The following is a 25,555-nucleotide window of genomic DNA, read 5'->3' as shown; positions in this document are numbered from 1 at the left end:
CATATGCATTCAATGCAAGTCGATTTAATGCGCTTGCAATAGGTTCCGAGGCATGTGCTAGCGTGGATCCCGTGTCAGAACTCGATGTCGCCGCCGACGAGGCGGCCCTGGTCGGCGGCTGGCGGGAGTTGCTGGCCCGCCACGCGGCCACCGCGTGTGCGCTCGACCGTGAGCTCGGTGAGCTGCACGGCCTGGGCATGAGTGAGTTCGAGGTGCTGGAGCGCCTGTTCGAGGACGAGCGGGAGCCCGACCGGGAGAAGCTCCGGGTGCAGGACCTCGCGCACCAGGTGCACCTGAGTCAGAGCGCGCTGTCCCGGCTGATCGGACGGCTGGAGAAGGCCGGGCTGGTCGAGCGGGCGATGTGCGCGGCCGACCGGCGCGGCATCTTCGTGATGCTCACCGACGCCGGGCGGCAGCGGTACCGCGAAGCGCGGCCGGTGCACCGCGAGGTGCTGGCCCGGACGCTGCGCGGCACCCCCTGTGTCGACCGGACATCGGCCGACGGGGCGTCAGAGTAGGGCGTGCAGGCCGGGTGCCACCGCGAGCAGCACCGCGGCCGCCGGCGCGGCCAGGGCCGCCACGGTGAGCCGGAGCCGGTGCCGGACGGGCAGTCGGGGCGCTCCCAGCAGCAGCCGGTCCACCCGGTGCGGGGACTGGGCCAGCTGCTGCGGCGGGCAGCCGCCGAAGACCCCGCGGCCGCTGTTGATCTCGACCAGCGCCAGTGCCGTGGTCACCCGGCCGTGCCGCCGGGCGGCCCGGTCGTCGGCGGCCAGCTCCACCAACTCGCCCACCTGGTCCCGGAACGCGCTGAACACGCCCACCCCGGGGAAGCCGCCGGCCAGCGCCTGCGCGGACTGCGCCAGCCAGTGGTGCCTGGCCCGGACGTGCCCGCGCTCATGGCTGAGCACCGCCTGCAGCTCGCCGTCGGTGAGCTGCTGCAGCGCACCCGTGGTGACCACCAGCCGGGCGCCCGGCCCGGGCAGCGACCAGGCCTCGGGGCGGACGTTCTCCAGCACCACCAGCTGCTCGCCGGTGCGCCGGGGGAGCGCCAGGCCGCCCGGCAACTCCGGGGCGCGGTGGGCCAGTTCGGCGAACCGACGGTCGCGCAGCGCGCGGGCCGCGCGCACCTCCCGGCCGAGCGACCAGGCCGTCCAGACCCCGCCGGCCGCGAGCAGCGCGGCGGCCAGCCGGCCCCACCCCTCGGCGCCCGCCAGGCCGTACGCCGCCTCGACGCCGTGCGGGGCGCCGCTGAAGAGCAGGTCGCGCAGGGCGGGGAGGGCGGCCGAGGCGGCCAGCAGCAGGCTGAGCAGGCAGCAGAGCAGGACCGCGATCACCAGGCACTGCCAGGCGCAGAGCGCCAGCACCGGTTCGCGATCGGGCCAGGGCGCCCGGGCCAGCAGTCGGGGCGCCACGGTGGACAGCAGGACGCCGAGCAGCAACAGACCGATCAGAGCCGTCATGGCAGGTGCTCCCCCAGGCGGGCACGCGGGCGCGACCGTGCGCCTGCTGCCAACCTACGCGCTCGGCGGGCCGGTGCGGAACGCCCCCGGGCCGGTCAGTGACCAAGCTGACACGGCCGGCGGGCCCGGCTCACATGGTGAGCAGCATCGCGAACATCCCGACGCCCATCGCCGTCCGGCAGGCCCTCGAGACGGCGGCGGGCCCGACCGCGATCCGGCCGACGCCGACCGGGCCGACCGGGCCGTCCGGCACCGAGAGCAGCCGACTGCCGGTCCAGAGGGCGTACCCGCCGAAGTAGACGAGCAGCGCCCCGGTCACGGCCGGTGGCCCCATCGAGCCGTGGTGGCCGGCCGGGGCCAGCCCCATGTACGTCATGGCGAGCGCGCCGACCCCGTGGTGCAGCCGGTGGGCCCTGGGCGCGCCCGGGGCCAGCGCGCCGAGCAGCAGGGCGAGGGCGAGCAGGGCGAACAGCCACCCCCAGACGATCCCGGGCCGGAGCACCATCCCGGCCATGCCGAGCCCCATCAGGGCCTCGGCGGCGTCCGAGCCCTGCCCCGCCGGATCGCAGTCGCCCAGGCCGACCCGCAGCCGGTAGAGCCCGAACGCGGACGAGGCGACGGCGAGCGCCGCGAGCAGCCAGCTGACCAGGACCGGACCGTGCACGGCGCCCCCTCCAGACCGGTGTGCCGGGACTCAAGGTCCACGATCACCGATCCGGGGCGGGCTCAGCAGGGCGCGAACGGGGGCGCACGGAGGTGTGACGGGTGGTCAACTGCTGGGCGCAAGCCGTCCGGAGGCGATGATCCGCTTCAGGAACTGCCGGGTCCGCTGCTCGGTCGGATCACCGAGGACCTGCTCGGGCGGCCCCTGTTCGAGCACCACTCCGGCGTCCAGGAAGCAGACCTGGTCGGCCACCTCGCGGGCGAAGCCCATCTCATGGGTGGAGAGCACCATGGTCATCCCCTGCTCCTTCAGGTCCCGGACCACGGCGAGCACCTCACCCACCAGCTCGGGGTCGAGCGCGGCGGTGATCTCGTCCAGCAGGAGCAGCCTGGGTCCGGTGGCCAGTGCCCGGACGATGGCCACCCGCTGCTGCTGCCCGCCGGAGAGCCGGTCCGGGTACTCGCCGGCCCGGGCCGCCAGGCCGAGCCGGTCCAGCAGTTCCATCGCGTGCGCCTCCGCCTCGGCCCGGGCCCTGCGGTGCACCCGGCGGGGCGCGAGCGTGACGTTCTGCAGCACGGTCAGGTGCGGGAAGAGGTTGTACGCCTGGAAGACCACGCCGATCCGGCGCCGGACCGCGTCCTGGTCGGCCCGGGGTTCGGTGATCTCCTCGCCGTCCAGGAAGATCGCGCCGTCGTCGATCTCCTCCAGCAGGTTGGCGCAGCGCAGCAGGGTCGACTTGCCCGAACCCGAGGCGCCGATCAGCGCGGTGACCGAGTGCGCGGGCACGGTCAGGTCGACGTCGCGCAGCACCGGTTGGCCGCCGAACGACTTGCGGACCGCCTCCAGGCGAAGCACCGGTTCGGTGCCCGGCGGTTCTCCGGTCATACGGCGCCCCCCTGGAGCTGACGACGGTTCATCCGGGTGGTGATCCAGTCGGTGAACCGGGTCATCGGGACGGTGAGCACGATGAAGACCAGCGCGGCGACCAGGTAGGGCGTGTAGTTGAAGGTCCGGGAGGTGACGATCTTCGCGGCGAACACCGCGTCGATCACCCCGCCGATCGAGACCAGCCCGGTGTCCTTCTGAAGGCTGACCAGGTTGTTCAGCAGCGGCGGCACCACCCGGCGCACCGCCTGCGGCAGCACCACGTAGCGCATCGACTGGGCGTGGCTCAGCCCGAGCGAACGGGCCGCCGCCCGCTGGCTGGGGTGCACCGACTGGATGCCGGCCCGGAACACCTCGGAGACGTACGCCGAGTAGGTCAGCACCAGCGCGGCGCCGCCGAGCACCAGCGGGTCGGTGGTCACCCCGGTCAGCCGGAGTGCGGGCACGCCGGTGATCATGATCAGCAGGCAGATGATCATCGGTAGGCCGAGGAAGAAGTCCACGTACGCCGTGGCCAGCAGCCGGACCGGCAGGAACACCGGGCCGCGCAGCGTCCGCAGCACCGCCAGCAGCAGGCCGAGGACCAGGATCAGCGCCCCGCAGACCACCATCAGGGTCAGGTTGACCCGCAGGCCCTTCAGCACCTCTGGCAGGGCCAGCCGGGCGTAGTGCGCGTTGAAGAAGGTCTCCCTGGTGCGCTCCCAGCCGGGGGAGTTGACCACCACCAGGTAGAGCACCAGCGCGGTGGCCGCCGTGCTCGCGGTGGCCACCAGCACCGAGCGGCGGGCCCGGCCGCGCCGGAACGCCTCCCGGGCCAGCCGCCGCTCGGAGGGCCGGTACTCCTCGGTCCCGGTGGTCACTTGAGCACCGGCGCGGAGACGGCGTCGGCGAGCCACTGCTGCTCCAGCCTGGCCAGCGTGCCGTCGGCGCGCAGCGCGTCCACCGCCTGGCTGACGCAGCCGGTGAGCGCGCTGCCCTTGTCCAGCACCAGGCCGAACTGCTCGGTGCCGGCGGCGCTGAGCTGGCCGATCACCTTGGCCTCGGTCACCTCGGCGCCGGTGATGTAGAACGCGGTGGGCAGGTCGACCACCAGGGCGTCGATCTGACCGTTCTTCAGGGCGGCCTTGGCCAGGTCGTTGTCGTCGAAGACGGCGGGCTGGGTGCTCGGCCTGATCTGGTCGGTGACCGCGGCGAGGCTGGTGGTGCCGACCTGGGCGCCCAGCTTGGCGCCCTTCAGGTCGGCCAGGCTGCGGGCTTCGGCCGCCTTGGAGGTCTTCAGCGCCACCACGGCCTGCCGGACGTCGTAGTAGCCCGAGGAGAAGTCCACCGACTGCTTGCGCTCGGCGTTGACCGACACCTGGTTGATGTCGAAGTCGAAGTCCTTGGCACCCGGGGCGAACGCCTTGTTGAACGGGCTGACCACCCAGCTCACCTTGGACTTGTCGTAGCCCAGCCGCTTGGCCACCGCGAAGGCCACCGCGGACTCGAAGCCCTTGCCGTTCGCCGGGGTGTCCTCGGAGAACCAGGGGTCGTACGCGGGCTTGTCGGTGCCCACGGTCAGCGTGCCGGCCTTCTTGGTGGCCAGCGCGCCCTTCTCGCAGCCGCCCGCCGCCGCGCCGGAGGTCTTGCCCTCCTCCTGCGGCGCGCAGGCGGTCAGCAGCGCGGCGGCCGTCAGCAGGGCGGCCAGCGGGGCGAGGCGGATCGTACGCGGAACAGTGGTCACGAGAGGCTCCAGGAGGCAGCAGAGGTGAGATCGCCAGGGGGAGAGCTGCCCAGCGGGCGCGCGGACACTCCGGTGGCGAGGTCTCGGGGCAGCGGGCATGGTCGGCGTACGGCACCGACTCCGCGGTGCCCCCGACGAGGTGTCAGCGGCGGTGACGACAACAGTCCGCGCGACAACAGGAGGGCACCCGGAGCAGGTCGAGGTGGCGGACCGCCACGGAGATCACCGCCGGGAGCATGGCGGGAGGTTCGCACCCCATCGGCGGAACTGTCCAGATCGTCCGCGCAAGTGTCCGAATGGTGGACACGACACTGTTCACGGCAGTGTCCGTCCAACCCCCCTTGAACAGGAGAACCTTTCGAATCTATGGTGTCCCTGTCGAAATAACTCCTGTCGAAGTGGGTCTCTGATGCAGAATCTTTCGCCCGGGCTGACTGTGGCGGCCGAACTCTCCGGAGTCACCCCGGCCGGTCACGCGGCACACCCCGCCTGGCTGCGGCTCAAGGAGGCCGTCGAGGCCCTGCGCCCGCTGCAGTCCAAGGACGGCTCCATCGACCTCTCCACCGTCCAGCGCTCCGCCGTGGACCCGCTGGTGGAGACGGTGCTCGGCGCGGTCGAGGAGCTCACCCCGCTCTTCCCGCACTCGGCCGACTACCTCACCGCCGTCCTGGCGGACCTGCGCAAGTGGGCCGACACCGGCTACCGCGAGCCGGACTTCCTGGACTCGCTGCTCGCCTTCCAGCCCGCCGAGCAGCGCGAGGACGGCCTCGAGCACCTCGTGGTCTTCCCGATGTACACCCAGAACGGCAACCCGGACCGCAACCTGGAGGCCGTGCTGCTCAAGGTGGTCTGGCCCGAGTGGCTGGCCGAGCTGGAGCGCACCCGGTTCGACAACCCGATGTTCGTGCCGATCACCTTCACCGACTTCACCGCCGGGTACGACACCAACTCCGCGGTGCTCTTCCCGGAGACCGTCGCGGTCCGCCAGGCCCCCGAGCGGTTCACCTGGGGCGGCATCTTCTGCGACCGCGAGGCGGCCCGCTTCCGCGCCGTCACCACCAGCGCGGTCAAGCAGCTCGGCCTGGAGATCCCGGCCGACGCGACCGAGCTGCTCGCCGACCAGCAGCGCTCGCAGCAGACCTTCGTGCTCTGGGACCTGGTCCACGACCGCACCCACAGCCACGGCGACCTGCCGTTCGACCCGTTCATGATCAAGCAGCGCAGCCCGTTCTGGATGTACGGCCTGGAGGAGCTGCGCTGCGACCTGACCGCCTTCAAGGAGGCCGTCCGGCTCGAGGCCGAGGGCTACGAGCAGGGCCGGGACGTCCAGTACGCGATCCTGTTCGACCGGATGTTCCGGTTCCCGGTCAGCGGTGACCGGGTCCGCAACTACGACGGCATGGGCGGCCAGCTGCTCTTCGCGTACCTGCACAAGCACGACGCGCTGCGCTGGCGCGACAACCGGCTCTCGATCGACTGGGAGCGGGTCGCCGAGGTCACCAACGCGCTCTGCGGCGAGATCGAGACCCTCTACCGGGACGGCATCGACCGGCCGAAGACCGCGCACTGGATCGCCGCCTACCAGCTGGTCTCCCGCTACCTCACCCCGCACCCGGCCTCCACCTGGGCCAAGGGCCCCGAGGCGCTCCCGCTCGGCACCGCCGACGGCAAGGCCCTGAACAAGGCGCTGTGCGACGCCGTGATGCCGGACGAGTTCCCGCTCAGCATGTTCTACGAGGCCCTGGCCAAGAAGCTCAGCGGCGTGATCGCCGCCACCACCGGCATCACCGGTGCCTCCGCCGACCGCCAGGGGGCCGCCGCGTGAGCACCCGTCAGCTCGTCGACGGCAAGGTCGTCGCGGTGGCCGGTGCCACCGGTGCGGCCGGCCGGGCCGTGCTGCGCCGGCTGGCCGCCGACGGCGCCACTGTGATCGCGGCCGGCAGCGACGCCCGCCGGCTGGACGAGGTGATGGACGCCACCCGCGCCCAGGTCCCCGGCTCCCGGGTCAGCGGCCAGGTGATCGACCTGCTCGACCCGCAGGAGGTGCACGACTGGGCCGACCACCTGGAGGCCGAGCACGGGCACGTCGACGGCGTCTTCCACCTGGTCGGCGGCTGGCGCGGCAGCAAGACCTTCTTCGACAGCCGGATCGACGACTGGGACTGGCTGCACGACCGGGTGGTCCGCACCCTCCAGCACACCTCGCTGGCCTTCCAGCCCGCGCTGGTGCGCAGCGCCGCCGGCCGTTACGCGATGATCTCCGCGACGGCCGCGCACAAGCCCACCGCGGGCGGCGCCGCGTACGCCGCCGCCAAGGCGGCGAGCGAGGCGTGGACGCTGTCGATGGCGGACTCCTTCAAGAAGGAGACCACCTCGCCCGACGGCGTCCCGACCGCCGCGGCCGCGATCCTGGTGATCAAGGCACTGGTCACCCCGGAGATGCGGGTCGAGAAGCCCGAGGCCAAGTTCCCCGGCTTCACCGACACCGCCGACCTGGCCGACACCCTGGCGGGCCTCTGGGACCGCCCCGCAGCAGAACTGAACGGACAGCACCTGTGGTTGACAGCCCGATGAACGTTGCCCCCGAGAGCGTCGGCACCGACGCCGTCCGCCGGCACGACCCCGCCGTCCGAGGCTTCGCCAGCGACAACTACGCCGGGGTGCACCCCGAGATCCTGGCCGCCATCGCCGTCGCCAACGGCGGGCACCAGGTCGCGTACGGCGAGGACCAGTACACCGAGCACCTCCAGCAGGTGTTCCGCAAGCACTTCGGCGACCGCGCCGAGGCGTACCCCGTCTTCAACGGCACCGGCGCCAACGTGGTCGCCCTGCAGGCGCTGCTGCCGCGCTGGGGTGCGGTGATCGCCGCCGAGTCGGCGCACATCAACGTGGACGAGTGCGGTGCCCCCGAGAAGATCGCCGGGCTCAAGCTGCTCACCGTGCCCACCCCGGACGGCAAGCTCACCCCCGAGCTGATCGACCTTCAGGCCTGGGGCTGGGGCGACGAGCACCGGGCCCAGCCGCTGGCCGTCTCGATCACCCAGAACACCGAGCTGGGCACGGTCTACACGGCCGAGGAGATCAAGGCGATCTGCGACCACGCCCACGAGCACGGCATGCTGGTCCACCTGGACGGCTCCCGGATCGCCAACGCGGCCGCCGCCCTCGGGCTGCCGCTGCGCGCCTTCACCACGGACGCCGGCGTCGACGTGCTGTCCTTCGGCGGCACGAAGAACGGTCTGCTGCTGGGCGAGGCCGTGGTGGTGCTCAACCCGGAGAAGGTCAGGAACCTCAAGTTCCTGCGCAAGATGTCGATGCAGCTCGCCTCGAAGATGCGCTTCGTCTCGGTGCAGTTCGAGGCCCTGCTGAGCGGCGACCTCTGGCTGCGGAACGCCTCGCACGCCAACGCGATGGCCAAGCGCCTGGAGACGGCGGTCCGGGACATCGAGGGCGTCACCGTGGTCCGCCCCGTCCAGGCGAACGCGGTCTTCGCCCTGCTCCCGCGCGAGGTGAGCGAGCGGCTGCAGAAGCGTTACCGCTTCTACTTCTGGGACGAGCAGACCGGCGAGGTGCGGTGGATGGCCGCCTTCGACACCACCGAGGCCGACATCGACGCCTTCGCCGCCGCGATCGCCGAGGAGATGGGCCGGGCCTGACGGCCGTCCCGTCGCGCCGGACCCACCGACTGCCTCCCGCCGTTCGACGGCGGGAGGCAGTCGGCGTTCGTCCAGGCGGACCGTCAGGTCAGGTCAGGTCAGGTCAGGTCAGGTCAGCCGAGCGGCCGGGGAGCCGGACCGCCGACCAGGTCGGCCAGCTCGGTCAGGGCGGGGCCGAGCGGCAGCCCGATCCGGGTGGCTGCCAGCTCGTCGCCCCGGGTCGGGCCCTGGTTCACGATCGCCACCGGGGTGCCGTCCCGGGCCGCCCGGCGGACGAAGCGCAGCCCCGACATCACGGTCAGGGAGGAGCCGAGGACCAGCAGCGCCTGTCCGGCCGCCACCAGCTCGAAGCAGCGCTCCACCCGGGGCTTGGGCACGCTCTCGCCGAAGAACACCACGTCCGGCTTGAGGACCCCGCCGCACTCCGCGCACGGCGCGACCCGGAACGTCGCCACCACGTCGTCCGGCAGCAGCGCGTCGCCGTCCGCCTGGGTCTGGGCACGGGTCTCCCGGAAGTCCCCGTTCAGCTCGGTCAGCCGCCGGTCGAGTTCGGCGCGCGGGGTGAGGTGACGGCAGGTCAGGCAGACCACCCGGTCCAGCCCGCCGTGCAGCTCCACCGCCTGCCGGGTGCCGGCCGCCCGGTGCAGGCCGTCCACGTTCTGGGTGATCACCGCCGACACGTGGCCGGAGCGGCGCAGCCGCTCGACCGCCCGGTGCCCGGCGTTCGGCTCGGCCCGGGCGATGGTCCGCCACCCGGCGTGGCTCCGCGCCCAGTAGCGGCGGCGGGCCTCCGCGCTGCCGGTGAACTCGTCGTACGTCATCGGTTTGCCGCGCCGTCTGCTGCCGGTCTCGCCCCGGTAGTCGGGGATGCCCGACTCGGTCGACAGCCCGGCCCCGCTCAGCACCACCACGCCCCGCCCGGCCACCAGACCGGCCAGTGACTCCAGCGCCGCGGCCCGGTCCTCGTCCGCCACAGGTGCACTCATGCGGCCAGGGTAGACCCGCTGGGGTGGGGGTCGGGGGCGTACGGCGGTGTAGTAGGTTCCTCCTGGGCACGCAGTAAGTATCGAAAGGGAACTCGCTATGGCTCAGCAGACCTGGACCGCCGTCGACGACTACTTCAACGGCCTGTTGGTGGCGGAGGACGACGCGCTCCTCGACGCCGTCGCCGACAGCACGGCGGCCGACCTGCCCGCCCACCAAGTCGCGCCCAACCAGGGCAAGTTGCTCCACCTGCTGGCCCGGATCAGCGGCGCCCGCAGCATCCTGGAGATCGGCACCCTCGGCGGCTACAGCACCATCTGGCTGGCCCGCGCCCTGCCGGCCGACGGGCAGCTCGTCACCCTGGAGGCCGACCACCGCTGCGCCGAGGTGGCCACCGCCAACCTCACCCGGGCCGGCCTCACCGACCGGGTCGAGCTCCGCCACGGCCAGGCGCTCGACACCCTCCCGGAGCTGGCCGCCGAGGGCCGCGCCCCGTTCGACCTGGTCTTCATCGACGCCGACAAGCCCTCGAACCCCGCCTACCTGGAGTGGGCACTGCGCCTCACCCGCCCGGGCAGCCTGATCATCGGCGACAACGTGGTCCGCGACGGCGCCGTCACCGACCCGACCTCCGACGACCCCCGGGTCCGGGGCGTCCGCACCTTCACCGAACAGATCGCCGCCCACCCCCGCCTCACCGCCACCGCCCTGCAGACGGTCGGCTCCAAGGGCTACGACGGCTTCGTGCTGGCGCTGGTCACCGACTGACCGTCGGAACCTCGCGCAGCCCTCGGGCGGAAAGGTCTCGACGGTCCGTCACGCCGCTCAGTAGGCTCCGCGCGACAACAACGGGGGACGGGGGAGAGGCATGACGGCCACGGAACTGCTGATCGCGGTGGTGATCGGCACGGCGATCGGGATACCACTCGGGCTCTATCTGAAGCGACGCCTGCAGGGCGTCGGTTCCGGGCCGGAGGCGAACCGCGCCTACGCGGACGGGCTGCGCCGCGAACTCCTGGAACGGACCGCCTACCCCGGCGAGTGGATCGACCTGGGCGCCTATCTGGTGGAGCAGCCCTACGCCCGTTCCAGCCTCCGGCGTCTGGCGGTCTTCTCCCTGCTCCACCGAGACGGCACCCTGGACGAGCTGCCGGTCCCGGACTCGGCGGTCAAGGGCGGTGTCTCCGCTCGCCTCTCCGAGCGGGCCTGGCTGGACCACCACGAGGCCCGGGCGGCCGGCCGCCACTCCGGCGACGATACGGGTGACCCGGGGGCGCCCGCGCAGCCCGCCGTACCGACCTGCAGCTGCTGCGACGAACCCCTGGACACCAGCGAACCGGCCTTCAACCTGGTGCTGCCCGACCCGTTGGCCGAACTGACGGAGGAGGAGCGGGAGCGGACCATCACCTTCCACTCCGAGCAGACCGTGCTGACCCGGACTATCGGCGGTTTCGTCCGGGCCCTGCTGGCCGTGCCGCTCACCGACGGACGGACCGTCAGCCTCGGGGTCTGGGTCTCGCTGGAGGCGGACACCTACACGCAGTTCGCCGACGCCGTGCACGGCACGGACGACACCGCCGTCGGTCCCTTCGAGGGCAGACTCGCCAACGCCCTGGATCCTTGGGGCGAGGGCATCCTCGCCGCGCCCGTCTCGATCAGCTCACCGCGCCGACCGGAGGGGCTGCGTACTCCGCGGATCCTCGACAGCCCCGTCCCGGTGGTGGCCGACATCCTGCGGAAGCCGTGGCCGCCGGCCGAGATCCTGACGGGCGACCGGGCCTGGGCGCTCGCGTACGACCCGGAGAATCCGCCGAAGCCGCACGCGCACCACTGAACGGCGCTTGGTGGGCGGGCGGCGCTTGGACTTGGACGACGGGCGGGGGATCGGGCGCGCGTGTCAGGCGAGGAGGTGGGCCAGTGCGCTCTCCTCGACGGGGTAAGGCTGCTCCCGGGGGAGCAGTTCGGCGGCTGCGTCCAGGTCTCCGCTGCGCACCAAGGCGTGCACCTGGTGCGCGAGTGGCGTCACGTCCGTGATGGACACGGTCCACTCGTCCGCGTACCGGGTTGCCGCCTCTCCGCTGAGCCCGAGCTGTAGTGACCGGTACGGGAGCGGTCGGAGGTGCAGATCGCGCTCGGGGTCCCACTGGACTCGGGCCGGAGCCCGCTTGAGCTCGCGTCTCCAGGTGCCGTGGTCGGTGTGCAGGCCCCGCTCGTAGTGCGAGAGGCAGGCGTGCCGCAGCGCCCATTCGAAGCCGGTGCGGGAGATCTCGACCGCCAGTACGGTCTCCTGCCCCTCCTTCAGGCCCCAGCCGCAGCGGTACATCATCCAGAGGAACGACGGTTTGATCCAGGTCATCCGGCCGCGCTGCCAGACCGGGGGAAACCGACCGTCGCGGGCGGCCGGCTCACCGATCTCGGGGCGGTAGGCCTGATAGACGGTGACGGTGGTGGCAGTGTGCTGCGCGCGAATCCGGCGCTTCGGTTCCTCCATGGCACGAGGATGGGGCCGGTCGGGTGGAGCGGACCACTCGATTTTGCGTGCGAGCCGCTCCGGGCCGTTGGTCCTGCCGACGAGAACGTGCTGGTCAGACGGCCTGGAGACCTGCTGTCAGGCGGGTCGGATGGGCCGGATGGCGGCGATTTGCTTGTGGGGCGGCGATGCCCGTACAGTTCCGGAGTCGCACCGAGAGGGGCGAAGAAAAGCGAGTCGGGTGAATGAAACTCCGGAAAACGGAGCGGAAAACGTCTGATAAGCTCGGAACACGAAAGAACGAAGCGCCCGGAGGGTCCGCCTGATAAGCGGCTCGAAGGAAGTGTCCGTTCCTTGAGAACTCAACAGCGTGCCAAAAGTCAACGCCAGATATGTTGACATCCCCGGCCTCACCTTTGGTGGGGTTGGAGATTCCTTTATGAAGTAAAACACTAGCGAGGACGCAGTGCGCGGGATCACCTATTCCGGTGGTTGCCGTGCCGCTCAACGCGAGTGGTTGCAGGATTACCTGCAGACATTCACGGAGAGTTTGATCCTGGCTCAGGACGAACGCTGGCGGCGTGCTTAACACATGCAAGTCGAACGATGAAGCTCTTCGGAGTGGATTAGTGGCGAACGGGTGAGTAACACGTGGGAAATCTGCCCTGCACTCTGGGACAAGCCTTGGAAACGAGGTCTAATACCGGATATGACCTTCCTCTGCATGGGGGTTGGTGGAAAGCTCCGGCGGTGCAGGATGATCCCGCGGCCTATCAGCTTGTTGGTGGGGTAATGGCCTACCAAGGCGACGACGGGTAGCCGGCCTGAGAGGGCGACCGGCCACACTGGGACTGAGACACGGCCCAGACTCCTACGGGAGGCAGCAGTGGGGAATATTGCACAATGGGCGAAAGCCTGATGCAGCGACGCCGCGTGAGGGATGACGGCCTTCGGGTTGTAAACCTCTTTCAGCAGGGAAGAAGCGCAAGTGACGGTACCTGCAGAAGAAGCACCGGCTAACTACGTGCCAGCAGCCGCGGTAATACGTAGGGTGCGAGCGTTGTCCGGAATTATTGGGCGTAAAGAGCTCGTAGGCGGCTTGTCGCGTCGGTTGTGAAAGCCCGGGGCTTAACCCCGGGTCTGCATTCGATACGGGCAGGCTTGAGTGTGGTAGGGGAGATCGGAATTCCTGGTGTAGCGGTGAAATGCGCAGATATCAGGAGGAACACCGGTGGCGAAGGCGGATCTCTGGGCCATTACTGACGCTGAGGAGCGAAAGCGTGGGGAGCGAACAGGATTAGATACCCTGGTAGTCCACGCCGTAAACGTTGGGAACTAGGTGTTGGCGACATTCCACGTCGTCGGTGCCGCAGCTAACGCATTAAGTTCCCCGCCTGGGGAGTACGGCCGCAAGGCTAAAACTCAAAGGAATTGACGGGGGCCCGCACAAGCAGCGGAGCATGTGGCTTAATTCGACGCAACGCGAAGAACCTTACCAAGGCTTGACATATACCGGAAACGGCTAGAGATAGTCGCCCCCTTGTGGTCGGTATACAGGTGGTGCATGGTTGTCGTCAGCTCGTGTCGTGAGATGTTGGGTTAAGTCCCGCAACGAGCGCAACCCTTGTTCTGTGTTGCCAGCATGCCTTTCGGGGTGATGGGGACTCACAGGAGACTGCCGGGGTCAACTCGGAGGAAGGTGGGGACGACGTCAAATCATCATGCCCCTTATGTCTTGGGCTGCACACGTGCTACAATGGTCGGTACAAAGGGCTGCGATGCCGCGAGGCGGAGCGAATCCCAAAAAGCCGGCCTCAGTTCGGATTGGGGTCTGCAACTCGACCCCATGAAGTTGGAGTTGCTAGTAATCGCAGATCAGCATGCTGCGGTGAATACGTTCCCGGGCCTTGTACACACCGCCCGTCACGTCACGAAAGTCGGTAACACCCGAAGCCGGTGGCCTAACCCGTAAGGGGAGGAGCCGTCGAAGGTGGGACCAGCGATTGGGACGAAGTCGTAACAAGGTAGCCGTACCGGAAGGTGCGGCTGGATCACCTCCTTTCTAAGGAGCACATGGCCGGATGTGAGCGAATGTCTCACACGGTTGCTCATGGGTGGAACGTTGACTATTCGGCACACACGGTCTGTTGGCCTTGCGAGTACTGCACTTCGGTGCGTGGAAAGCGGGGTCGGTGAGGTCGGGTGTGTCGGGCACGTTGTTGGGTCCTGAGGGAACGGCCGGAAGGCTGTTGCTTCAGTGCCGGTCCTACTGGAAGTGCTCTGTATTGAGCATCAAGGTGGGTGTCTGGTCGTTGTTTGAGAACTGCACAGTGGACGCGAGCATCTGTGGCCAAGTTTTTAAGGGCGCACGGTGGATGCCTTGGCACTAGGAACCGATGAAGGACGTGGGAGGCCACGATAGTCCCCGGGGAGCCGTCAACCAGGCTTTGATCCGGGGGTTTCCGAATGGGGAAACCCGGCAGTCGTCATGGGCTGTCACCCGCACCTGAACACATAGGGTGTGTGGAGGGAACGAGGGGAAGTGAAACATCTCAGTACCCTCAGGAAGAGAAAACAACCGTGATTCCGGGAGTAGTGGCGAGCGAAACCGGATGAGGCTAAACCGTTTTGGTGTGAGACCCGGCAGGGGTTGCCAGAGCGGGGTCGTGGGAAAGTTCTTGATTGGTCTGCCGGCCGGTCGGTGAGTCAGAAACCGTATGGATAGTCGAAGGACATGCGAAAGGTCCGGCGTAGAGGGTAAGACCCCCGTAGACGAAATCTGTGCGGCTCACTTGAGCTTCTCCCAAGTAGCACGGAGCCCGAGAAATTCCGTGTGAATCTGGCGGGACCACCCGCTAAGCCTAAATATTCCCTAGTGACCGATAGCGGATAGTACCGTGAGGGAATGGTGAAAAGTACCGCGGGAGCGGAGTGAAATAGTACCTGAAACCGTGTGCCTACAAGCCGTGGGAGCGTCGGACAGTGGGCTTGCCCATTGTCTCGTGACTGCGTGCCTTTTGAAGAATGAGCCTGCGAGTTTGCGGTGTGTAGCGAGGTTAACCCGTGTGGGGTAGCCGTAGCGAAAGCGAGTCCGAATAGGGCGATTGAGTTGCATGCCCAAGACCCGAAGCGGAGTGATCTAGCCATGGGCAGGTTGAAGCGGAGGTAAGACTTCGTGGAGGACCGAACCCACCAGGGTTGAAAACCTGGGGGATGACCTGTGGTTAGGGGTGAAAGGCCAATCAAACTCCGTGATAGCTGGTTCTCCCCGAAATGCATTTAGGTGCAGCGTCACGTGTTTCTTGCCGGAGGTAGAGCACTGGATAGGCGATGGGCCTCACCGGGTTACTGACCTTAGCCAAACTCCGAATGCCGGTAAGTGAGAGCGTGGCAGTGAGACTGTGGGGGATAAGCTCCATGGTCGAGAGGGAAACAGCCCAGAACACCGACTAAGGTCCCTAAGCGTGTGCTAAGTGGGAAAGGATGTGGAGTCGCAGAGACAACCAGGAGGTTGGCTTAGAAGCAGCCACCCTTGAAAGAGTGCGTAATAGCTCACTGGTCAAGTGATTCCGCGCCGACAATGTAGCGGGGCTCAAGTACACCACCGAAGTCGTGTCATTGCAGCAATACCCCCAACGGGGGCTGTGATGGGTAGGGGAGCGTCGTGTGCCGGGTGAAGCAGCGGAGGAATCCAGTTGTGGACGGTTCACGAGTGAGAATGCAGGCATGAGTAGCGATACAAGAGTGGGAAACTCTTGCGCCGATTGACCAAGGGTTCCTGGGTCAAGCTGATCTGCCCAGGGTAAGTCGGGACCTAAGGCGAGGCCGACAGGCGTAGTCGATGGACAACGGGTTGATATTCCCGTACCCGCTTTGAAGCGCCAACGTCGAACCTCTGAATGCTAAAGCCGCGAAGCCGGCCTGGAGTCTTCGGACAAAGGGACGTGGTGGAGCCGCTGACCCAACAGGGTAGTAGGTGAGCGATGGGGTGACGCAGGAAGGTAGTCCAGCCCGGGCGGTGGTTGTCCCGGGGTAAGGGTGTAGGCCGAGTGATAGGCAAATCCGTCACTCATTGAGGCTGAGACCTGATGCCGAGCCGATTGTGGTGAAGTGGATGATCCTATGCTGTCGAGAAAAGCCTCTAGCGAGTTTCATGGCGGCCCGTACCCCAAACCGACTCAGGTGGTCAGGTAGAGAATACCGAGGCGTTCGGGTGAACTATGGTTAAGGAACTCGGCAAAATGCCCCCGTAACTTCGGGAGAAGGGGGGCCGGAACTGGTGATGAGTCTTGCACTCTGAGCTGGGGCCGGCCGCAGAGACCAGCGAGAAGCGACTGTTTACTAAAAACACAGGTCCGTGCGAAGCCGTAAGGCGATGTATACGGACTGACGCCTGCCCGGTGCTGGAACGTTAAGGGGACCGGTTAGTCTAGTTTCGACTAGGCGAAGCTGAGAACTTAAGCGCCAGTAAACGGCGGTGGTAACTATAACCATCCTAAGGTAGCGAAATTCCTTGTCGGGTAAGTTCCGACCTGCACGAATGGCGTAACGACTTCTCGACTGTCTCAACCATAGGCCCGGTGAAATTGCATTACGAGTAAAGATGCTCGTTTCGCGCAGCAGGACGGAAAGACCCCGGGACCTTTACTATAGCTTGATATTGGTGTTCGGTTCGGCTTGTGTAGGATAGGTGGGAGACTTTGAAGCGGCAACGCCAGTTGTCGTGGAGTCGTCGTTGAAATACCACTCTGGTCGTGCTGGATGTCTAACCTGGGTCCGTGATCCGGATCAGGGACAGTGTCTGGTGGGTAGTTTAACTGGGGCGGTTGCCTCCTAAAGAGTAACGGAGGCGCCCAAAGGTTCCCTCAGCCTGGTTGGCAATCAGGTGTTGAGTGTAAGTGCACAAGGGAGCTTGACTGTGAGACCGACGGGTCGAGCAGGGACGAAAGTCGGGACTAGTGATCCGGCGGTGGCTTGTGGAAGCGCCGTCGCTCAACGGATAAAAGGTACCCCGGGGATAACAGGCTGATCTTCCCCAAGAGTCCATATCGACGGGATGGTTTGGCACCTCGATGTCGGCTCGTCGCATCCTGGGGCTGGAGTAGGTCCCAAGGGTTGGGCTGTTCGCCCATTAAAGCGGTACGCGAGCTGGGTTTAGAACGTCGTGAGACAGTTCGGTCCCTATCCGCTGTGCGCGTAGGAATATTGAGAAGGGCTGTCCCTAGTACGAGAGGACCGGGACGGACGAACCTCTGGTGTGCCAGTTGTTCTGCCAAGGGCATGGCTGGTTGGCTACGTTCGGGAGGGATAACCGCTGAAAGCATCTAAGCGGGAAGCCTGCTTCGAGATGAATATTCCCACCTCCTTGAGAGGGTAAGGCTCCCAGTAGACGACTGGGTTGATAGGCCGGATGTGGAAGCCCTGTAAGGGGTGGAGCTGACCGGTACTAATAGGCCGAGGGCTTGTCCTCAGTTGCTCGCGTCCACTGTGTTGTTCTGAAACAACGACCCCACACCGTTTGGTCACGGGTGTGGTGCGGTCATACAGTTTCATAGTGTTTCGGTGGTCATAGCGTGAGGGAAACGCCCGGTTACATTCCGAACCCGGAAGCTAAGCCTCATAGCGCCGATGGTACTGCAGGGGGGACCCTGTGGGAGAGTAGGACGCCGCCGAACAATCTTTGGTCAGAAAGCCCCTACCCGGGATCGGGTAGGGGCTTTCTGCATTTCCGGACCAGGGCACGGTCAGAGCCCCACAGGTGTCAGCACGACTGATCGACGGTGACGACCATCTTTCCGAGCGCTTCGCCGGCATCCATCGCCCGGTGGGCTTCGACTATCTGGTCGAATCGGTAGACCCGGGTTGGCCGGGCCCGGAGGGTGCCGGCTGCGATCTTGGCGTAGATCTCGTCCAACGGCACGTCGGTGAGCGGGAAGGCGGGGGTGCCCAGGACGAAGGCGCTGCCGAAGAAGCTGAGCAGGACCCCGCTGGGGAGATCGGTGAGCGGCGCGAAGTCCGGCACCGGCTCGAAGCCGCCCAGGAAGCCGAGCTGGCACACCCGGCCGCGCGGGCGTACCAGGGCCAGCGAGTCGCGCAGGACGCTGTTCCCGACGATGTCGAACACCGCGTCGACGCTGATCTCACGCTCCCTCACCTGAGAGGCGAGGGCACCGTCGTCGATGAGCACGTCGCTTGCCCCGAGTGCCTTCAGGAGCGGTACGTGCGCCGGGTTCCGGGTCGTGGCGAGGACGGTCGCACCGTGGTCGACGGCCAGGTCGACGGCGGCCTGGCCGAGCGAGGAGGTGGCGCCCCGGACCAGGAGCGTCTCGCCCGGACGCAGGTCCAGGTTGCCGAACAGGCCGCTCCACGCCGTCGCGTACACCTCGGGGACGGCCGCCAGTTCGGCCCAGTCGAGCGCGGAGTGCACGGCCACCACGTTGGTGGCCGGCACGGTCACCAACTCCGCGTAACTTCCGTTCCTGGTCCGCCCCATGCCGCCCAGGATCGCCACCACCCTGGTGCCGACCGGGAGTTCACCCGAGGGGGCGGCCTCGACCACCCCGGCGCACTCGATTCCGGGGACGGCGGCGACCTTCCCCCAGGCGCCGCTCCGCATGTACGCCTCGGCGTGGTTGAGTCCGAATGCCTTGACCCGGATCAGCACTTCGCCGGCCGCGGGCACCGGGTCGGGCAGTTCGGTGCGGGTGAGAACCTCGGGACCGCCGTGGGCGGAGATGACGATGGCCTGCATGGCCCGACTCCATTCTTGAGTGGCTATTCAAGTATTGCTGCGAAGAACGGGCCACCGCGTGCGGTGGCCCGGGTGTGCTGCCGTCAGGCGAGAGCGCCGAAGGCGTTGTCGACGATCGTCCGCAGGAGCGTCTCGTCGGGATTGGCCTTCCCGACGACCATCAGCCCCTGGCAGGTGGCGACCAGCAGCTTGGCGCTGCCGGCGCAGTCCAGTGCGGCGCGTACCTGGCCCCTGCGGGCCGCGTTCTCCAGTGCATGGGTCATGCACCGTTCCAGTCGGGCCAGGTGGCCGCGGACGACGGCTGCCGCTTCGTCGTCCTCGGCGGCGTTCTCGATCGCCGTGTTGACGAGCAGGCAGCCCCGTCGGCCCTCGGGACTGAGGAGGTCGTGCACCAGTCCGTCGAAGTAGCCGCGGATCTCGGCCACCGAGGCGTCGGAGGCGTCCAGTGCACCCAGCTTCTCGGGGACGACCAGCCGGGAGTAGCGCTCCAGTGATTTCAGGAAGAGCGTGTGCTTGCCGCCCGGGAACGCACTGTAGAGACTGCCGGGTTTGACCCCGGTGGCCTTCACCAGATCCTCGATCGACGTCGCCCGGTATCCGCGCTCCCAGAAACGCAGCATGGCCACGTTCAGGACGGCGTCGGGCTCGAACTCGCGAGGTCTGGGCATGGGGGAAACATATCTGAGCGACCATTCAAGAACAACCCTGGCCCCCCCACCGACCACCGCTTCGGCCGAACGGCCCGCTGCAGGGCTAGTCGGCGAGGCCGTCCAGGAAGCCCAGCAGGGCCTGGTTGACCTCCTTGGGCTTCTCCTGCTGGGTCCAGTGGCCGCAGTCGGGGAGCCAGAGGGGTTCGGCGAGGTTGGGGGCGAGGTCGTTGAGTGTGGCGAGGCCGGCCCGGGCGCCGTCGTTGGCGACGACGAGGTCGTGCTCGCCGACGATCAGGAGGGCGGGGGGCAGGATCCGGGCGTTGTGCCAGGGGGCGGTGAGGTACCAGTTGTTGTCGAGGTTGCGGTACCAGTTGAGCGGGCGGGTGAAGCCGTTGGTGGCGAACTCGGCGGCGAAGTGGGCGAGGTCGTCCTCGGTGAGCCAGTCGGGGAGATCCGTGGGCAGGGTGAACATGTCGAGGAAGCCGCTGCCCTCGGGGACCAGGGCGACCTGGTCGGGGCTGAGCCGGGGGCGACCGGCCAGTACGGTGCGGAAGGTGGTGTACGGGTCCCGGGCGAGCTCGGCGTCGGCGACGCCGGGCTGCTGGAAGTGGACCATGTAGTAGGTGTCGCCGAGGAGTTGACGGAACAGCTGGAGCAGCGGCAGCGGCCCGCGCGGGAACGGCGGGACGGAGAGGCCGACCACGCCGCGGACCAGGTCGGGGCGGAGCAGGGCGGAGGTCCAGGCGACCGGGGCGCCCCAGTCGTGGCCGACCACCACGGCGCGGTCGGCGCCGAGGGCGGGAAGCAGGCCCAGGACGTCACCGGACAGGTGGAGCAGCGAGTACTGGTCGACCTCGTCCGGTCCGCCGGTCGCGCCGTAGCCGCGCTGGTCGGGGGCGACGGCGTGGTAACCGGCCTCGGCCAGCGCGACCAGTTGGTGGCGCCAGGAGTACCAGCTCTCCGGGAAGCCGTGCAACAGCAGGACCAGGGGGCCGCTGCCCGCCTCGGCGATGTGCATCGACAGTCCGCTGGTGGATTCGACCTGGCGGTGCGTGATCGTGGTCATGGGACGGCCCTTCGGTGGCTGGCGCTGCCGGAGTTGTCATGGCCATCCTGCCTCTCGTCCCCGGGAGTTGGGAAGAACGGCTGACGGGGTGTCGGTGGACCGGACGGAGTCAGCGGTCCGGCCTGGCGACCGCGGCCGCCCGTAACGCGATCTCGGTGGCGAACCGGACCTCCGGGTCGGCGAGCCGGTCACCGAAGGCCCGTTCCAGCACCCGGAGGCGGTAGCGCACGGTCTGCGGGTGGACGCCGAGGTGTTCGGCGAGTTCGGCGGCGGTGGCCCGGGTGGTGAGCCAGGCGCTCAGGGTCTCCAGCAGGCGGGTCCGGCGGGTGGGGGTGAGGTCGGCGAGCGGGGCGAGGTAGCGGTGGGCGATCTGCTGGACCAGGGCCGGGTCGCCGAGCAGGAAGAGCTGGACCAGGTGGTCCTGGCAGTAGCTCAGGGGCGCCTCGGCGAAGACCAGCAACTGCCGTGCCCAGCGCAGTGATTCGGCGGCCTCGGCGAGCGGGGTGGTGAGCCCGACGGCGGCCCGGCAGCCGGCCAGTGCGGCGGCCAGCGCCGGGCGGCGGGCGTCGTCGACCGGGCCCGGCAGCAGCAGGTGGGGTTCGCGGTCGGCCAGGTCGATCAGGATGTCGCGGTCCAGTGCGGCCCGGTGCGGGCGGGAGCCGGGGGCGAGCGCGACCAGGGTGACCTGGTCGGGGAGCGGCCAGGCGGCGTGCTCGGCCAGTTCGGCGAGGGCGCCCCGGGCGACGGCGGTGCCGCCGAGGATCCGGCGGAGCAGGCGGCGGCGCCGGTTGTCGGGCTCCTCGCCGAGCTCGGCCATGGCCTGTAAGTAGCCCTCGCGGGAGAGTTCGGCGATCTCGCCCATGTAGGCGAAGAGCGCGTCGGCGAAGGCCATCAGGACGGCGGCGGAGAGGTTGTGCCGGCGGCCGACGGTGCGGACCCGGCGCAGCGCGACCTGGCAGCCGATCCGGTACGCGTCCTGGAGCATGTCGAGGCTGCGGCCCTCGAACGCCTCGTGCCGGCCGAACCGGCGGCAGATCTCGTCGCGCAGCGAGGTGGTGGCGGTCGGCGCGGCCACCTGGTCGACGAAGGTGGCGACGTTCTGCTCGATGCCGACCCGGATCACCTTGGCGTTCGGGCCCTCCAGGAGCTCCCGGTACTCGGGGATGACGCCGACGATCTCGGCGGCCATCTCCTTGAGCAGGCTGGGGAGTTCGGGACGCATCACGGCGGCCAGTTCGCGCGGTATCCGGTCGATCGACGCGGTGAAGCCCGGCGCCTTGCGCGATGTGGCCATGGATCCCCCTGACGTCCGGCCGTTGGGCCGCACGCATACGACATGTGATGGTTCGCCGAAGATAGAGCACGAGCGGTCGGCAGCGCAGTACTCAGGACACAGAACACTGCTGATCGGCAAGGGAGTTGAGGAGCGACGGTGAGCGCGGCGCTCACTTCCGGACAAAGTCGGGAAGCGCTTCTGGTGCACCGGGAACAAGAAAATACCCGCTGGTAGCCGGGTTTTCCGGATCTCTGCGAGTGCCGTTGCGTGGCTTGATTACCCGCGCGTAATGTCCCGGTCCAGCGAGGGCAGCCCCACCCACCGCCCCGCTCCCCAACGGTCCCCGAGGCTCGAATCCCTGCTGTTCGCAGCGGAGTTCGGCCTGCCCGGGTGCTGTTACCCCACAGAAAGGACCACCCCGTGCGCAAGCATGTCAAGGGTGCCCTGGTCGCCGCTGCCGGGCTCACCGCGGCCGTCGGTCTGACCTTTGCCCCCACTGCCGCCACCGCCGGTACCACCGCGGTCTGGACGGCCAGCCCCGGTGGCGCCTGGACGGCCAAGGCGACCTCGCCGAAGCTCACCGACACCAAGACCGGCACCAAGCTGACCTGCAGCTCGTCCTCGGCCGCCGGCACCCTGGCGCCCACCAGCAACGGGCTGCCGATCTCCAGCATCACCTCGGTGAGCTGGACCAGCTGTTCCGGTCCGCTGGGCATCACCTTCGCGGTCACCCCGCTGAACCTGCCCTGGGCGCTCAACGCGCTGAGCTACAACTCGGTCACCGGTGTCACCACCGGCACCCTCACCGGCGTCAAGGCCCACATCAGCGGCGCCGGTTGCACCGCCGACTTCGCCGGCCCGACCAGCACCACGCCCGCCACCCTCACGGGCAGCTACAACAACTCCACCAACACCCTCACCATCAGCGGCGGCGACCTGCACGCGTACGCCGTCTCGGGCAGCTGCCTGGGCCTGCTGAACAACAACGACGCGGCGGTCTACAACGCCGCGTACCTGCTGGCCGCTCCGCAGGTCATCACCTCGCCGTGAGCTGACCCGGCGCGCTCGCGGGCCCCGACCCGGTGGAACGCCGGGCCGGGGTTCCGCGTGCGGAATGTGTGCCGCGTGACGAAGCGGTGCGGCGGACTTGTCATCCGGTGACAGAAAAACCCGGTCCGGACCTCCGCCGCCAACTGTCCGCGTGCGATCACTTGTGACGGCTTGTTACCCGGCCGTAGTGTCCTGCGTCCCGAGCCCCGGTGCACCGGCCGTGGTCGGTGAACCCACCCCTGTTCCGAGGAGTTCAGCCATGAGGGACGCTGTGCGCCGCCGTGCCGTGCGGCCCGCCGCCGTGCTGACGGCCGCGCTGCTGGCCGGTGCGGTGGCCGGGGCCCCGTCCGGCGCGGCGCCCGGCGAGGTGGCCGCGCGACCGGTGGCGGCCAAGGTGCTGCACTCGGGGGTGAACACCTGCCCCGACCCGCCGATCGGCGACCTGGACCAGGCCCGGCTGCCGCCGGTGCCGCCGGGGGCGATGGTGCTGCCGTTCCCCGACATGGACCCGTTCCCGCCGACTCCGGCCTGCGCCTTCGCAGTCGGCTTCGCCAACGTGCACAAGCTCGGGCAGGCCTCGGTGGTGAACGACCCGGAGCGGAAACCGGCGCTGGCCGCGCTGAACATGACCCGACGGTTCGTCACGCTCTGGGACCCGGAGCCGGGCCAGCAGCCGTACTTCGAGGCGGACTCGCTCGGCTACCTGAAACTGCCGCCCTCCGACACCACCTTCCTGACCTACGGCTTCATGCCGACCACGGCCAAGATGGAGCTGATCCCGGAGGGGCTGCTGACCATCGTGGCCACCGGGAACTCGGACTGGGAGCAGCCCGCCGAGTTCACCATCGGCGGCTACCAGTCGCTCCGGATCTACGACGTGCGGATCAACGGGACGCCGCTGGACGTCGGCCCGAACTGCCGGACCGTCCGGCCGGTGAACCTGGAGCTGAAGGGCCGGCAGGACGACTACCTGCCGGACGGCGGCGACGGCAAGCCGGACTACACCCTGCAGGGCGGCGGCCCGCTGTCCCAACGCGACCTGACCATCCCGCCGTTCACCGGCTGCGGCACCGGCGGGGAGAACCTGGACCGGCTGTTCACCGCGGCGGTCTCCGGGCCCGGGAACACGCTGAACCTGATCCAGGGGGCGATCTGCACCCCGACCAGCGACCAGCCCAACGGCTGCGAGCCGGAGATCGAACTCCCCGCACTGCCGCAGCGCCGATGACCGGCGGAGCAGGACTGAGCCGAGAGAACCGGGAGGTGCCATGGGAATCGAGGTGACCGTGGAGGGGCTGACCAAGTCCTTCGGGCGGCAGACCGTCTGGGAGGACGTCACGCTGACGCTGCCGCCCGGCGAGGTGACGGTGCTGCTCGGGCCGTCCGGCACCGGGAAGACGGTCTTCCTGAAGTCGGTGATCGGGCTGCTCAAGCCGGAGCGCGGCCGGGTGCTGGTGGACGGTGTCGACATGGTGAACAGCCCCGAGCGGGAGATCTACCGGGCCCGCCGGCTGTTCGGCCTGATGTTCCAGGACGGCGCGCTGTTCGGCTCGTTGAACCTCTTCGACAACATCGCCTTCCCGCTCCGGGAGCACACCCGGAAGAAGGAGGACGAGATCCGCCGGATCGTGATGGAGCGGATGGAGATGGTCGGCCTGGTCGGCTCGGAGGCCAAGCTGCCGGGCGAGATCTCCGGCGGGATGCGCAAACGGGCCGGCCTGGCCCGGGCGTTGGTGCTGGACCCGCAGATCGTGCTGTGCGACGAGCCGGACTCCGGCCTCGACCCGGTCCGCACCTCCTATCTCTCCCAGCTGCTGATCGACCTGAACGCGCAGATCGACGCCACCATGCTGATCGTCACCCACAACCTGGACATCGCCGCCACCGTGCCGGACAACATCGGCATGCTGTTCCGCCGCGAGCTGGTCGCCTTCGGCTCGCGCGAGGAACTGCTGCGCAGCGAGCAGCCGGTGGTCCGGCAGTTCCTCAGCGGCCGGCGGGCCGGGCCGATCGGCATGTCGGAGGAGAAGGACCAGGAGGCGCAGGATCTGGAGACCGTACCGGTGGAGGAGTTCCGGCCGCTTCCCGAGCAGTTGCAGCCCTCGCCGGGGCTGCCGCCGCGCCGGGCGTTGCAGCGCCGGCTGGAGGTGGCGCGGTGACCGGGGCGCTGCGGCACACCGGGCAGCTGCTCTCGCTGTCCGCCGGGACGGTCCGGGACACCTTCCGGCGGCCGTTCCAGGTCCGCGAGCTGGTCGAGCAGTTCTGGTTCCTGGCCAGTGTGACGATCCTGCCCGCCGCGCTGGTGTCGATCCCGTTCGGCGCCGTGATCGCGCTTCAGGTCGGCTCGCTGGCGCAGCAGTTGGGCGCCCAGTCGTTCACCGGCGGGGCCAGTGTGCTGGCGGTGATCCAGCAGGCCAGCCCGCTGATCGTGGCGCTGCTGATCGCCGGGGCGGGCGGGTCGGCGATCTGTGCCGACCTCGGGTCGCGGAAGATCCGCGAGGAGCTGGACGCGATGGAGGTGATGGGCGTCTCGCCGGTGCAACGGCTGGTGGTGCCCAGGGTGCTGGCCGCGATGGCGGTGGCCGTACTGCTGAACGGGCTGGTCTCGGTGGTCGGCACGCTCGGCGGCTACTTCTTCAACGTGGTGCTCCAGCACGGCACTCCGGGTGCCTACCTGGCCAGCTTCTCGGCGCTGGCCCAGCTGCCCGACCTGTACATCAGCGAGCTGAAGGCGCTGATCTTCGGCTTCATCGCGGGGATCGTGGCCGCCTACCGGGGCCTGAACCCGCGCGGCGGGCCGAAGGGCGTCGGCGACGCGGTCAACCAGGCCGTGGTGATCACCTTCCTGCTGCTGTTCGTGGTCAACGTCGTGCTCACCGCGGTCTACCTGCGGATCGTCCCGCAGAAGGGAGCCTGAGCC

The 25,555-nt window shown here is 68.6% G+C and carries 20 protein-coding genes, 3 rRNA genes and 1 pseudogene; 13 read left to right on the top strand and 11 right to left on the bottom strand.

All coding sequences use genetic code 11. The annotated features are described in order from the left end of the window. Positions 1-71 precede the first annotated feature (71 nt). The gene (locus OHV05_RS05030; RefSeq protein ID WP_405016537.1) at positions 72-518 is read left to right on the top strand and encodes a MarR family winged helix-turn-helix transcriptional regulator; all 447 of its coding nucleotides are present in this window, start codon (positions 72-74) and stop codon (positions 516-518) included. Here the strand turns inward: OHV05_RS05030 and OHV05_RS05025 are convergent. The 5 genes from OHV05_RS05025 to OHV05_RS05005 form a co-directional block, all read right to left on the bottom strand. Beyond that, positions 510-1,460, bottom strand: a complete 951-nt coding sequence (locus tag OHV05_RS05025) for a M56 family metallopeptidase (protein WP_405016536.1) — start codon at positions 1,458-1,460, stop codon at positions 510-512. The two genes, OHV05_RS05030 and OHV05_RS05025, sit on opposite strands and share 9 nt — an antisense overlap. 130 nt (positions 1,461-1,590) lie before the next feature. Next, a complete protein-coding gene (locus OHV05_RS05020; RefSeq protein WP_405016535.1) occupies positions 1,591-2,124 on the bottom strand; it encodes a DUF5134 domain-containing protein in 534 nt (177 codons plus the stop codon). A gap of 105 nt (positions 2,125-2,229) precedes the next feature. Next, positions 2,230-3,009, bottom strand: coding sequence for an amino acid ABC transporter ATP-binding protein (locus tag OHV05_RS05015; protein WP_405016534.1), 780 nt, complete (start codon positions 3,007-3,009; stop codon positions 2,230-2,232). Continuing rightward, entirely contained in the window at positions 3,006-3,869 is an 864-nt protein-coding gene (locus OHV05_RS05010; RefSeq protein ID WP_405016533.1) for an amino acid ABC transporter permease, read from the bottom strand. The genes OHV05_RS05015 and OHV05_RS05010 overlap by 4 nt, the downstream gene beginning before the upstream one ends. After that, positions 3,866-4,732 carry an ABC transporter substrate-binding protein gene (locus OHV05_RS05005; RefSeq protein WP_405016532.1) on the bottom strand — a complete coding sequence of 289 codons (867 nt, stop codon included), beginning with the start codon at positions 4,730-4,732 and terminating at the stop codon, positions 3,866-3,868. The genes OHV05_RS05010 and OHV05_RS05005 overlap by 4 nt, the downstream gene beginning before the upstream one ends. A gap of 409 nt (positions 4,733-5,141) precedes the next feature. Here OHV05_RS05005 and OHV05_RS05000 point away from each other — a divergent pair, with 409 nt between their 5' ends. Genes OHV05_RS05000 through OHV05_RS04990 form a run of 3 tightly spaced genes read left to right on the top strand, consistent with a single transcriptional unit; the run spans position 5,142 to position 8,388 of the window. Then, a complete protein-coding gene (locus OHV05_RS05000) occupies positions 5,142-6,557 on the top strand; it encodes a DUF6421 family protein (protein WP_405016531.1) in 1,416 nt (471 codons plus the stop codon). After that, the gene (locus OHV05_RS04995; RefSeq protein ID WP_405016530.1) at positions 6,554-7,306 is read left to right on the top strand and encodes an SDR family NAD(P)-dependent oxidoreductase; all 753 of its coding nucleotides are present in this window, start codon (positions 6,554-6,556) and stop codon (positions 7,304-7,306) included. The genes OHV05_RS05000 and OHV05_RS04995 overlap by 4 nt, the downstream gene beginning before the upstream one ends. After that, the gene (locus tag OHV05_RS04990; protein WP_405016529.1) at positions 7,303-8,388 is read left to right on the top strand and encodes a threonine aldolase family protein; all 1,086 of its coding nucleotides are present in this window, start codon (positions 7,303-7,305) and stop codon (positions 8,386-8,388) included. The genes OHV05_RS04995 and OHV05_RS04990 overlap by 4 nt, the downstream gene beginning before the upstream one ends. 113 nt (positions 8,389-8,501) lie before the next feature. On the opposite strand, the gene OHV05_RS04985 is transcribed toward OHV05_RS04990, so the two are convergent. Beyond that, positions 8,502-9,374, bottom strand: a complete 873-nt coding sequence (locus OHV05_RS04985) for an NAD-dependent protein deacetylase (RefSeq protein ID WP_405016528.1) — start codon at positions 9,372-9,374, stop codon at positions 8,502-8,504. 97 nt (positions 9,375-9,471) lie between these two features. Between OHV05_RS04985 and OHV05_RS04980 the strand changes: the two genes are divergently transcribed. Beyond that, positions 9,472-10,140 carry an O-methyltransferase gene (locus tag OHV05_RS04980; protein ID WP_405016527.1) on the top strand — a complete coding sequence of 223 codons (669 nt, stop codon included), beginning with the start codon at positions 9,472-9,474 and terminating at the stop codon, positions 10,138-10,140. 100 nt (positions 10,141-10,240) lie between these two features. Beyond that, on the top strand, positions 10,241-11,206 hold the full coding sequence (locus OHV05_RS04975; RefSeq protein ID WP_405016526.1) for a DUF2199 domain-containing protein: 966 nt from the start codon (positions 10,241-10,243) through the stop codon (positions 11,204-11,206). Positions 11,207-11,269: 63 nt separating this feature from the next. On the opposite strand, the gene OHV05_RS04970 is transcribed toward OHV05_RS04975, so the two are convergent. Next, positions 11,270-11,863 carry a DUF4291 domain-containing protein gene (locus tag OHV05_RS04970; protein WP_405016525.1) on the bottom strand — a complete coding sequence of 198 codons (594 nt, stop codon included), beginning with the start codon at positions 11,861-11,863 and terminating at the stop codon, positions 11,270-11,272. Positions 11,864-12,380: 517 nt separating this feature from the next. Between OHV05_RS04970 and OHV05_RS04965 the strand changes: the two genes are divergently transcribed. The 3 genes from OHV05_RS04965 to rrf all read left to right on the top strand — a co-directional run bounded on the left by OHV05_RS04965 (position 12,381) and on the right by rrf (position 17,517). Continuing rightward, positions 12,381-13,904: ribosomal RNA gene (locus tag OHV05_RS04965) — 16S ribosomal RNA — on the top strand. Positions 13,905-14,190: 286 nt separating this feature from the next. Beyond that, a 23S ribosomal RNA gene (locus OHV05_RS04960) occupies positions 14,191-17,312 on the top strand. An 88-nt stretch (positions 17,313-17,400) separates the two neighbouring features. Continuing rightward, positions 17,401-17,517: ribosomal RNA gene (gene rrf / locus OHV05_RS04955) — 5S ribosomal RNA — on the top strand. Together the 16S, 23S and 5S rRNA genes form the textbook arrangement of a ribosomal RNA operon. Before the next feature lie 86 nt (positions 17,518-17,603). On the opposite strand, the gene OHV05_RS04950 is transcribed toward rrf, so the two are convergent. The 4 genes from OHV05_RS04950 to OHV05_RS04935 all read right to left on the bottom strand — a co-directional run bounded on the left by OHV05_RS04950 (position 17,604) and on the right by OHV05_RS04935 (position 21,603). Further along, on the bottom strand, positions 17,604-18,593 hold the full coding sequence (locus OHV05_RS04950; RefSeq protein ID WP_405016524.1) for a zinc-binding dehydrogenase: 990 nt from the start codon (positions 18,591-18,593) through the stop codon (positions 17,604-17,606). A gap of 83 nt (positions 18,594-18,676) precedes the next feature. Then, on the bottom strand, positions 18,677-19,261 hold the full coding sequence (locus OHV05_RS04945; protein ID WP_405016523.1) for a TetR/AcrR family transcriptional regulator: 585 nt from the start codon (positions 19,259-19,261) through the stop codon (positions 18,677-18,679). An 85-nt stretch (positions 19,262-19,346) separates the two neighbouring features. Next, a complete protein-coding gene (locus OHV05_RS04940; RefSeq protein WP_405016522.1) occupies positions 19,347-20,309 on the bottom strand; it encodes an alpha/beta fold hydrolase in 963 nt (320 codons plus the stop codon). Positions 20,310-20,418: 109 nt separating this feature from the next. Then, entirely contained in the window at positions 20,419-21,603 is a 1,185-nt protein-coding gene (locus OHV05_RS04935) for a helix-turn-helix domain-containing protein (protein ID WP_405016521.1), read from the bottom strand. A 402-nt stretch (positions 21,604-22,005) separates the two neighbouring features. Between OHV05_RS04935 and OHV05_RS04930 the strand changes: the two genes are divergently transcribed. The 4 genes and pseudogenes from OHV05_RS04930 (at position 22,006) to OHV05_RS04915 (ending at position 25,552) form a co-directional block, all read left to right on the top strand. Beyond that, entirely contained in the window at positions 22,006-22,635 is a 630-nt protein-coding gene (locus tag OHV05_RS04930) for a hypothetical protein (RefSeq protein ID WP_405016520.1), read from the top strand. A gap of 259 nt (positions 22,636-22,894) precedes the next feature. After that, complete coding sequence (locus OHV05_RS04925; RefSeq protein WP_405016519.1) at positions 22,895-23,863, top strand: hypothetical protein; 969 nt, start codon at positions 22,895-22,897, stop codon at positions 23,861-23,863. A 40-nt stretch (positions 23,864-23,903) separates the two neighbouring features. Then, a pseudogene (locus tag OHV05_RS04920) lies at positions 23,904-24,782 on the top strand (ABC transporter ATP-binding protein); the annotation flags it as partial. 8 nt (positions 24,783-24,790) lie between these two features. Continuing rightward, positions 24,791-25,552 carry an MlaE family ABC transporter permease gene (locus tag OHV05_RS04915; protein WP_403045032.1) on the top strand — a complete coding sequence of 254 codons (762 nt, stop codon included), beginning with the start codon at positions 24,791-24,793 and terminating at the stop codon, positions 25,550-25,552. Positions 25,553-25,555: the final 3 nt, after the last annotated feature.

It is taken from the genome of Kitasatospora sp. NBC_00070, from assembly GCF_045041205.1.
In the GTDB taxonomy this organism is placed as follows: Bacteria; Actinomycetota; Actinomycetes; order Streptomycetales; family Streptomycetaceae; genus Kitasatospora.
This window is presented reverse-complemented; position numbering and strand designations above follow the sequence as displayed.

What these genes read in the sequence shown, in the direction of transcription:
- OHV05_RS04980 (WP_405016527.1), top strand. Translation starts at nt 9,472, where the DNA reads ATGGCTCAGCAGACCTGGACCGCCGTCGACGACTACTTCAACGGCCTG.
- OHV05_RS05000 (WP_405016531.1), top strand. Translation starts at nt 5,142, where the DNA reads ATGCAGAATCTTTCGCCCGGGCTGACTGTGGCGGCCGAACTCTCCGGA.
- OHV05_RS04945 (WP_405016523.1), bottom strand. Translation starts at nt 19,261, where the DNA reads ATGCCCAGACCTCGCGAGTTCGAGCCCGACGCCGTCCTGAACGTGGCC.
- OHV05_RS04970 (WP_405016525.1), bottom strand. Translation starts at nt 11,863, where the DNA reads ATGGAGGAACCGAAGCGCCGGATTCGCGCGCAGCACACTGCCACCACC.
- OHV05_RS04975 (WP_405016526.1), top strand. Translation starts at nt 10,241, where the DNA reads ATGACGGCCACGGAACTGCTGATCGCGGTGGTGATCGGCACGGCGATC.
- OHV05_RS04940 (WP_405016522.1), bottom strand. Translation starts at nt 20,309, where the DNA reads ATGACCACGATCACGCACCGCCAGGTCGAATCCACCAGCGGACTGTCG.
- OHV05_RS04990 (WP_405016529.1), top strand. Translation starts at nt 7,303, where the DNA reads ATGAACGTTGCCCCCGAGAGCGTCGGCACCGACGCCGTCCGCCGGCAC.
- OHV05_RS05025 (WP_405016536.1), bottom strand. Translation starts at nt 1,460, where the DNA reads ATGACGGCTCTGATCGGTCTGTTGCTGCTCGGCGTCCTGCTGTCCACC.
- OHV05_RS04935 (WP_405016521.1), bottom strand. Translation starts at nt 21,603, where the DNA reads ATGGCCACATCGCGCAAGGCGCCGGGCTTCACCGCGTCGATCGACCGG.
- OHV05_RS04925 (WP_405016519.1), top strand. Translation starts at nt 22,895, where the DNA reads ATGAGGGACGCTGTGCGCCGCCGTGCCGTGCGGCCCGCCGCCGTGCTG.
- OHV05_RS04985 (WP_405016528.1), bottom strand. Translation starts at nt 9,374, where the DNA reads ATGAGTGCACCTGTGGCGGACGAGGACCGGGCCGCGGCGCTGGAGTCA.
- OHV05_RS04950 (WP_405016524.1), bottom strand. Translation starts at nt 18,593, where the DNA reads ATGCAGGCCATCGTCATCTCCGCCCACGGCGGTCCCGAGGTTCTCACC.
- OHV05_RS05015 (WP_405016534.1), bottom strand. Translation starts at nt 3,009, where the DNA reads ATGACCGGAGAACCGCCGGGCACCGAACCGGTGCTTCGCCTGGAGGCG.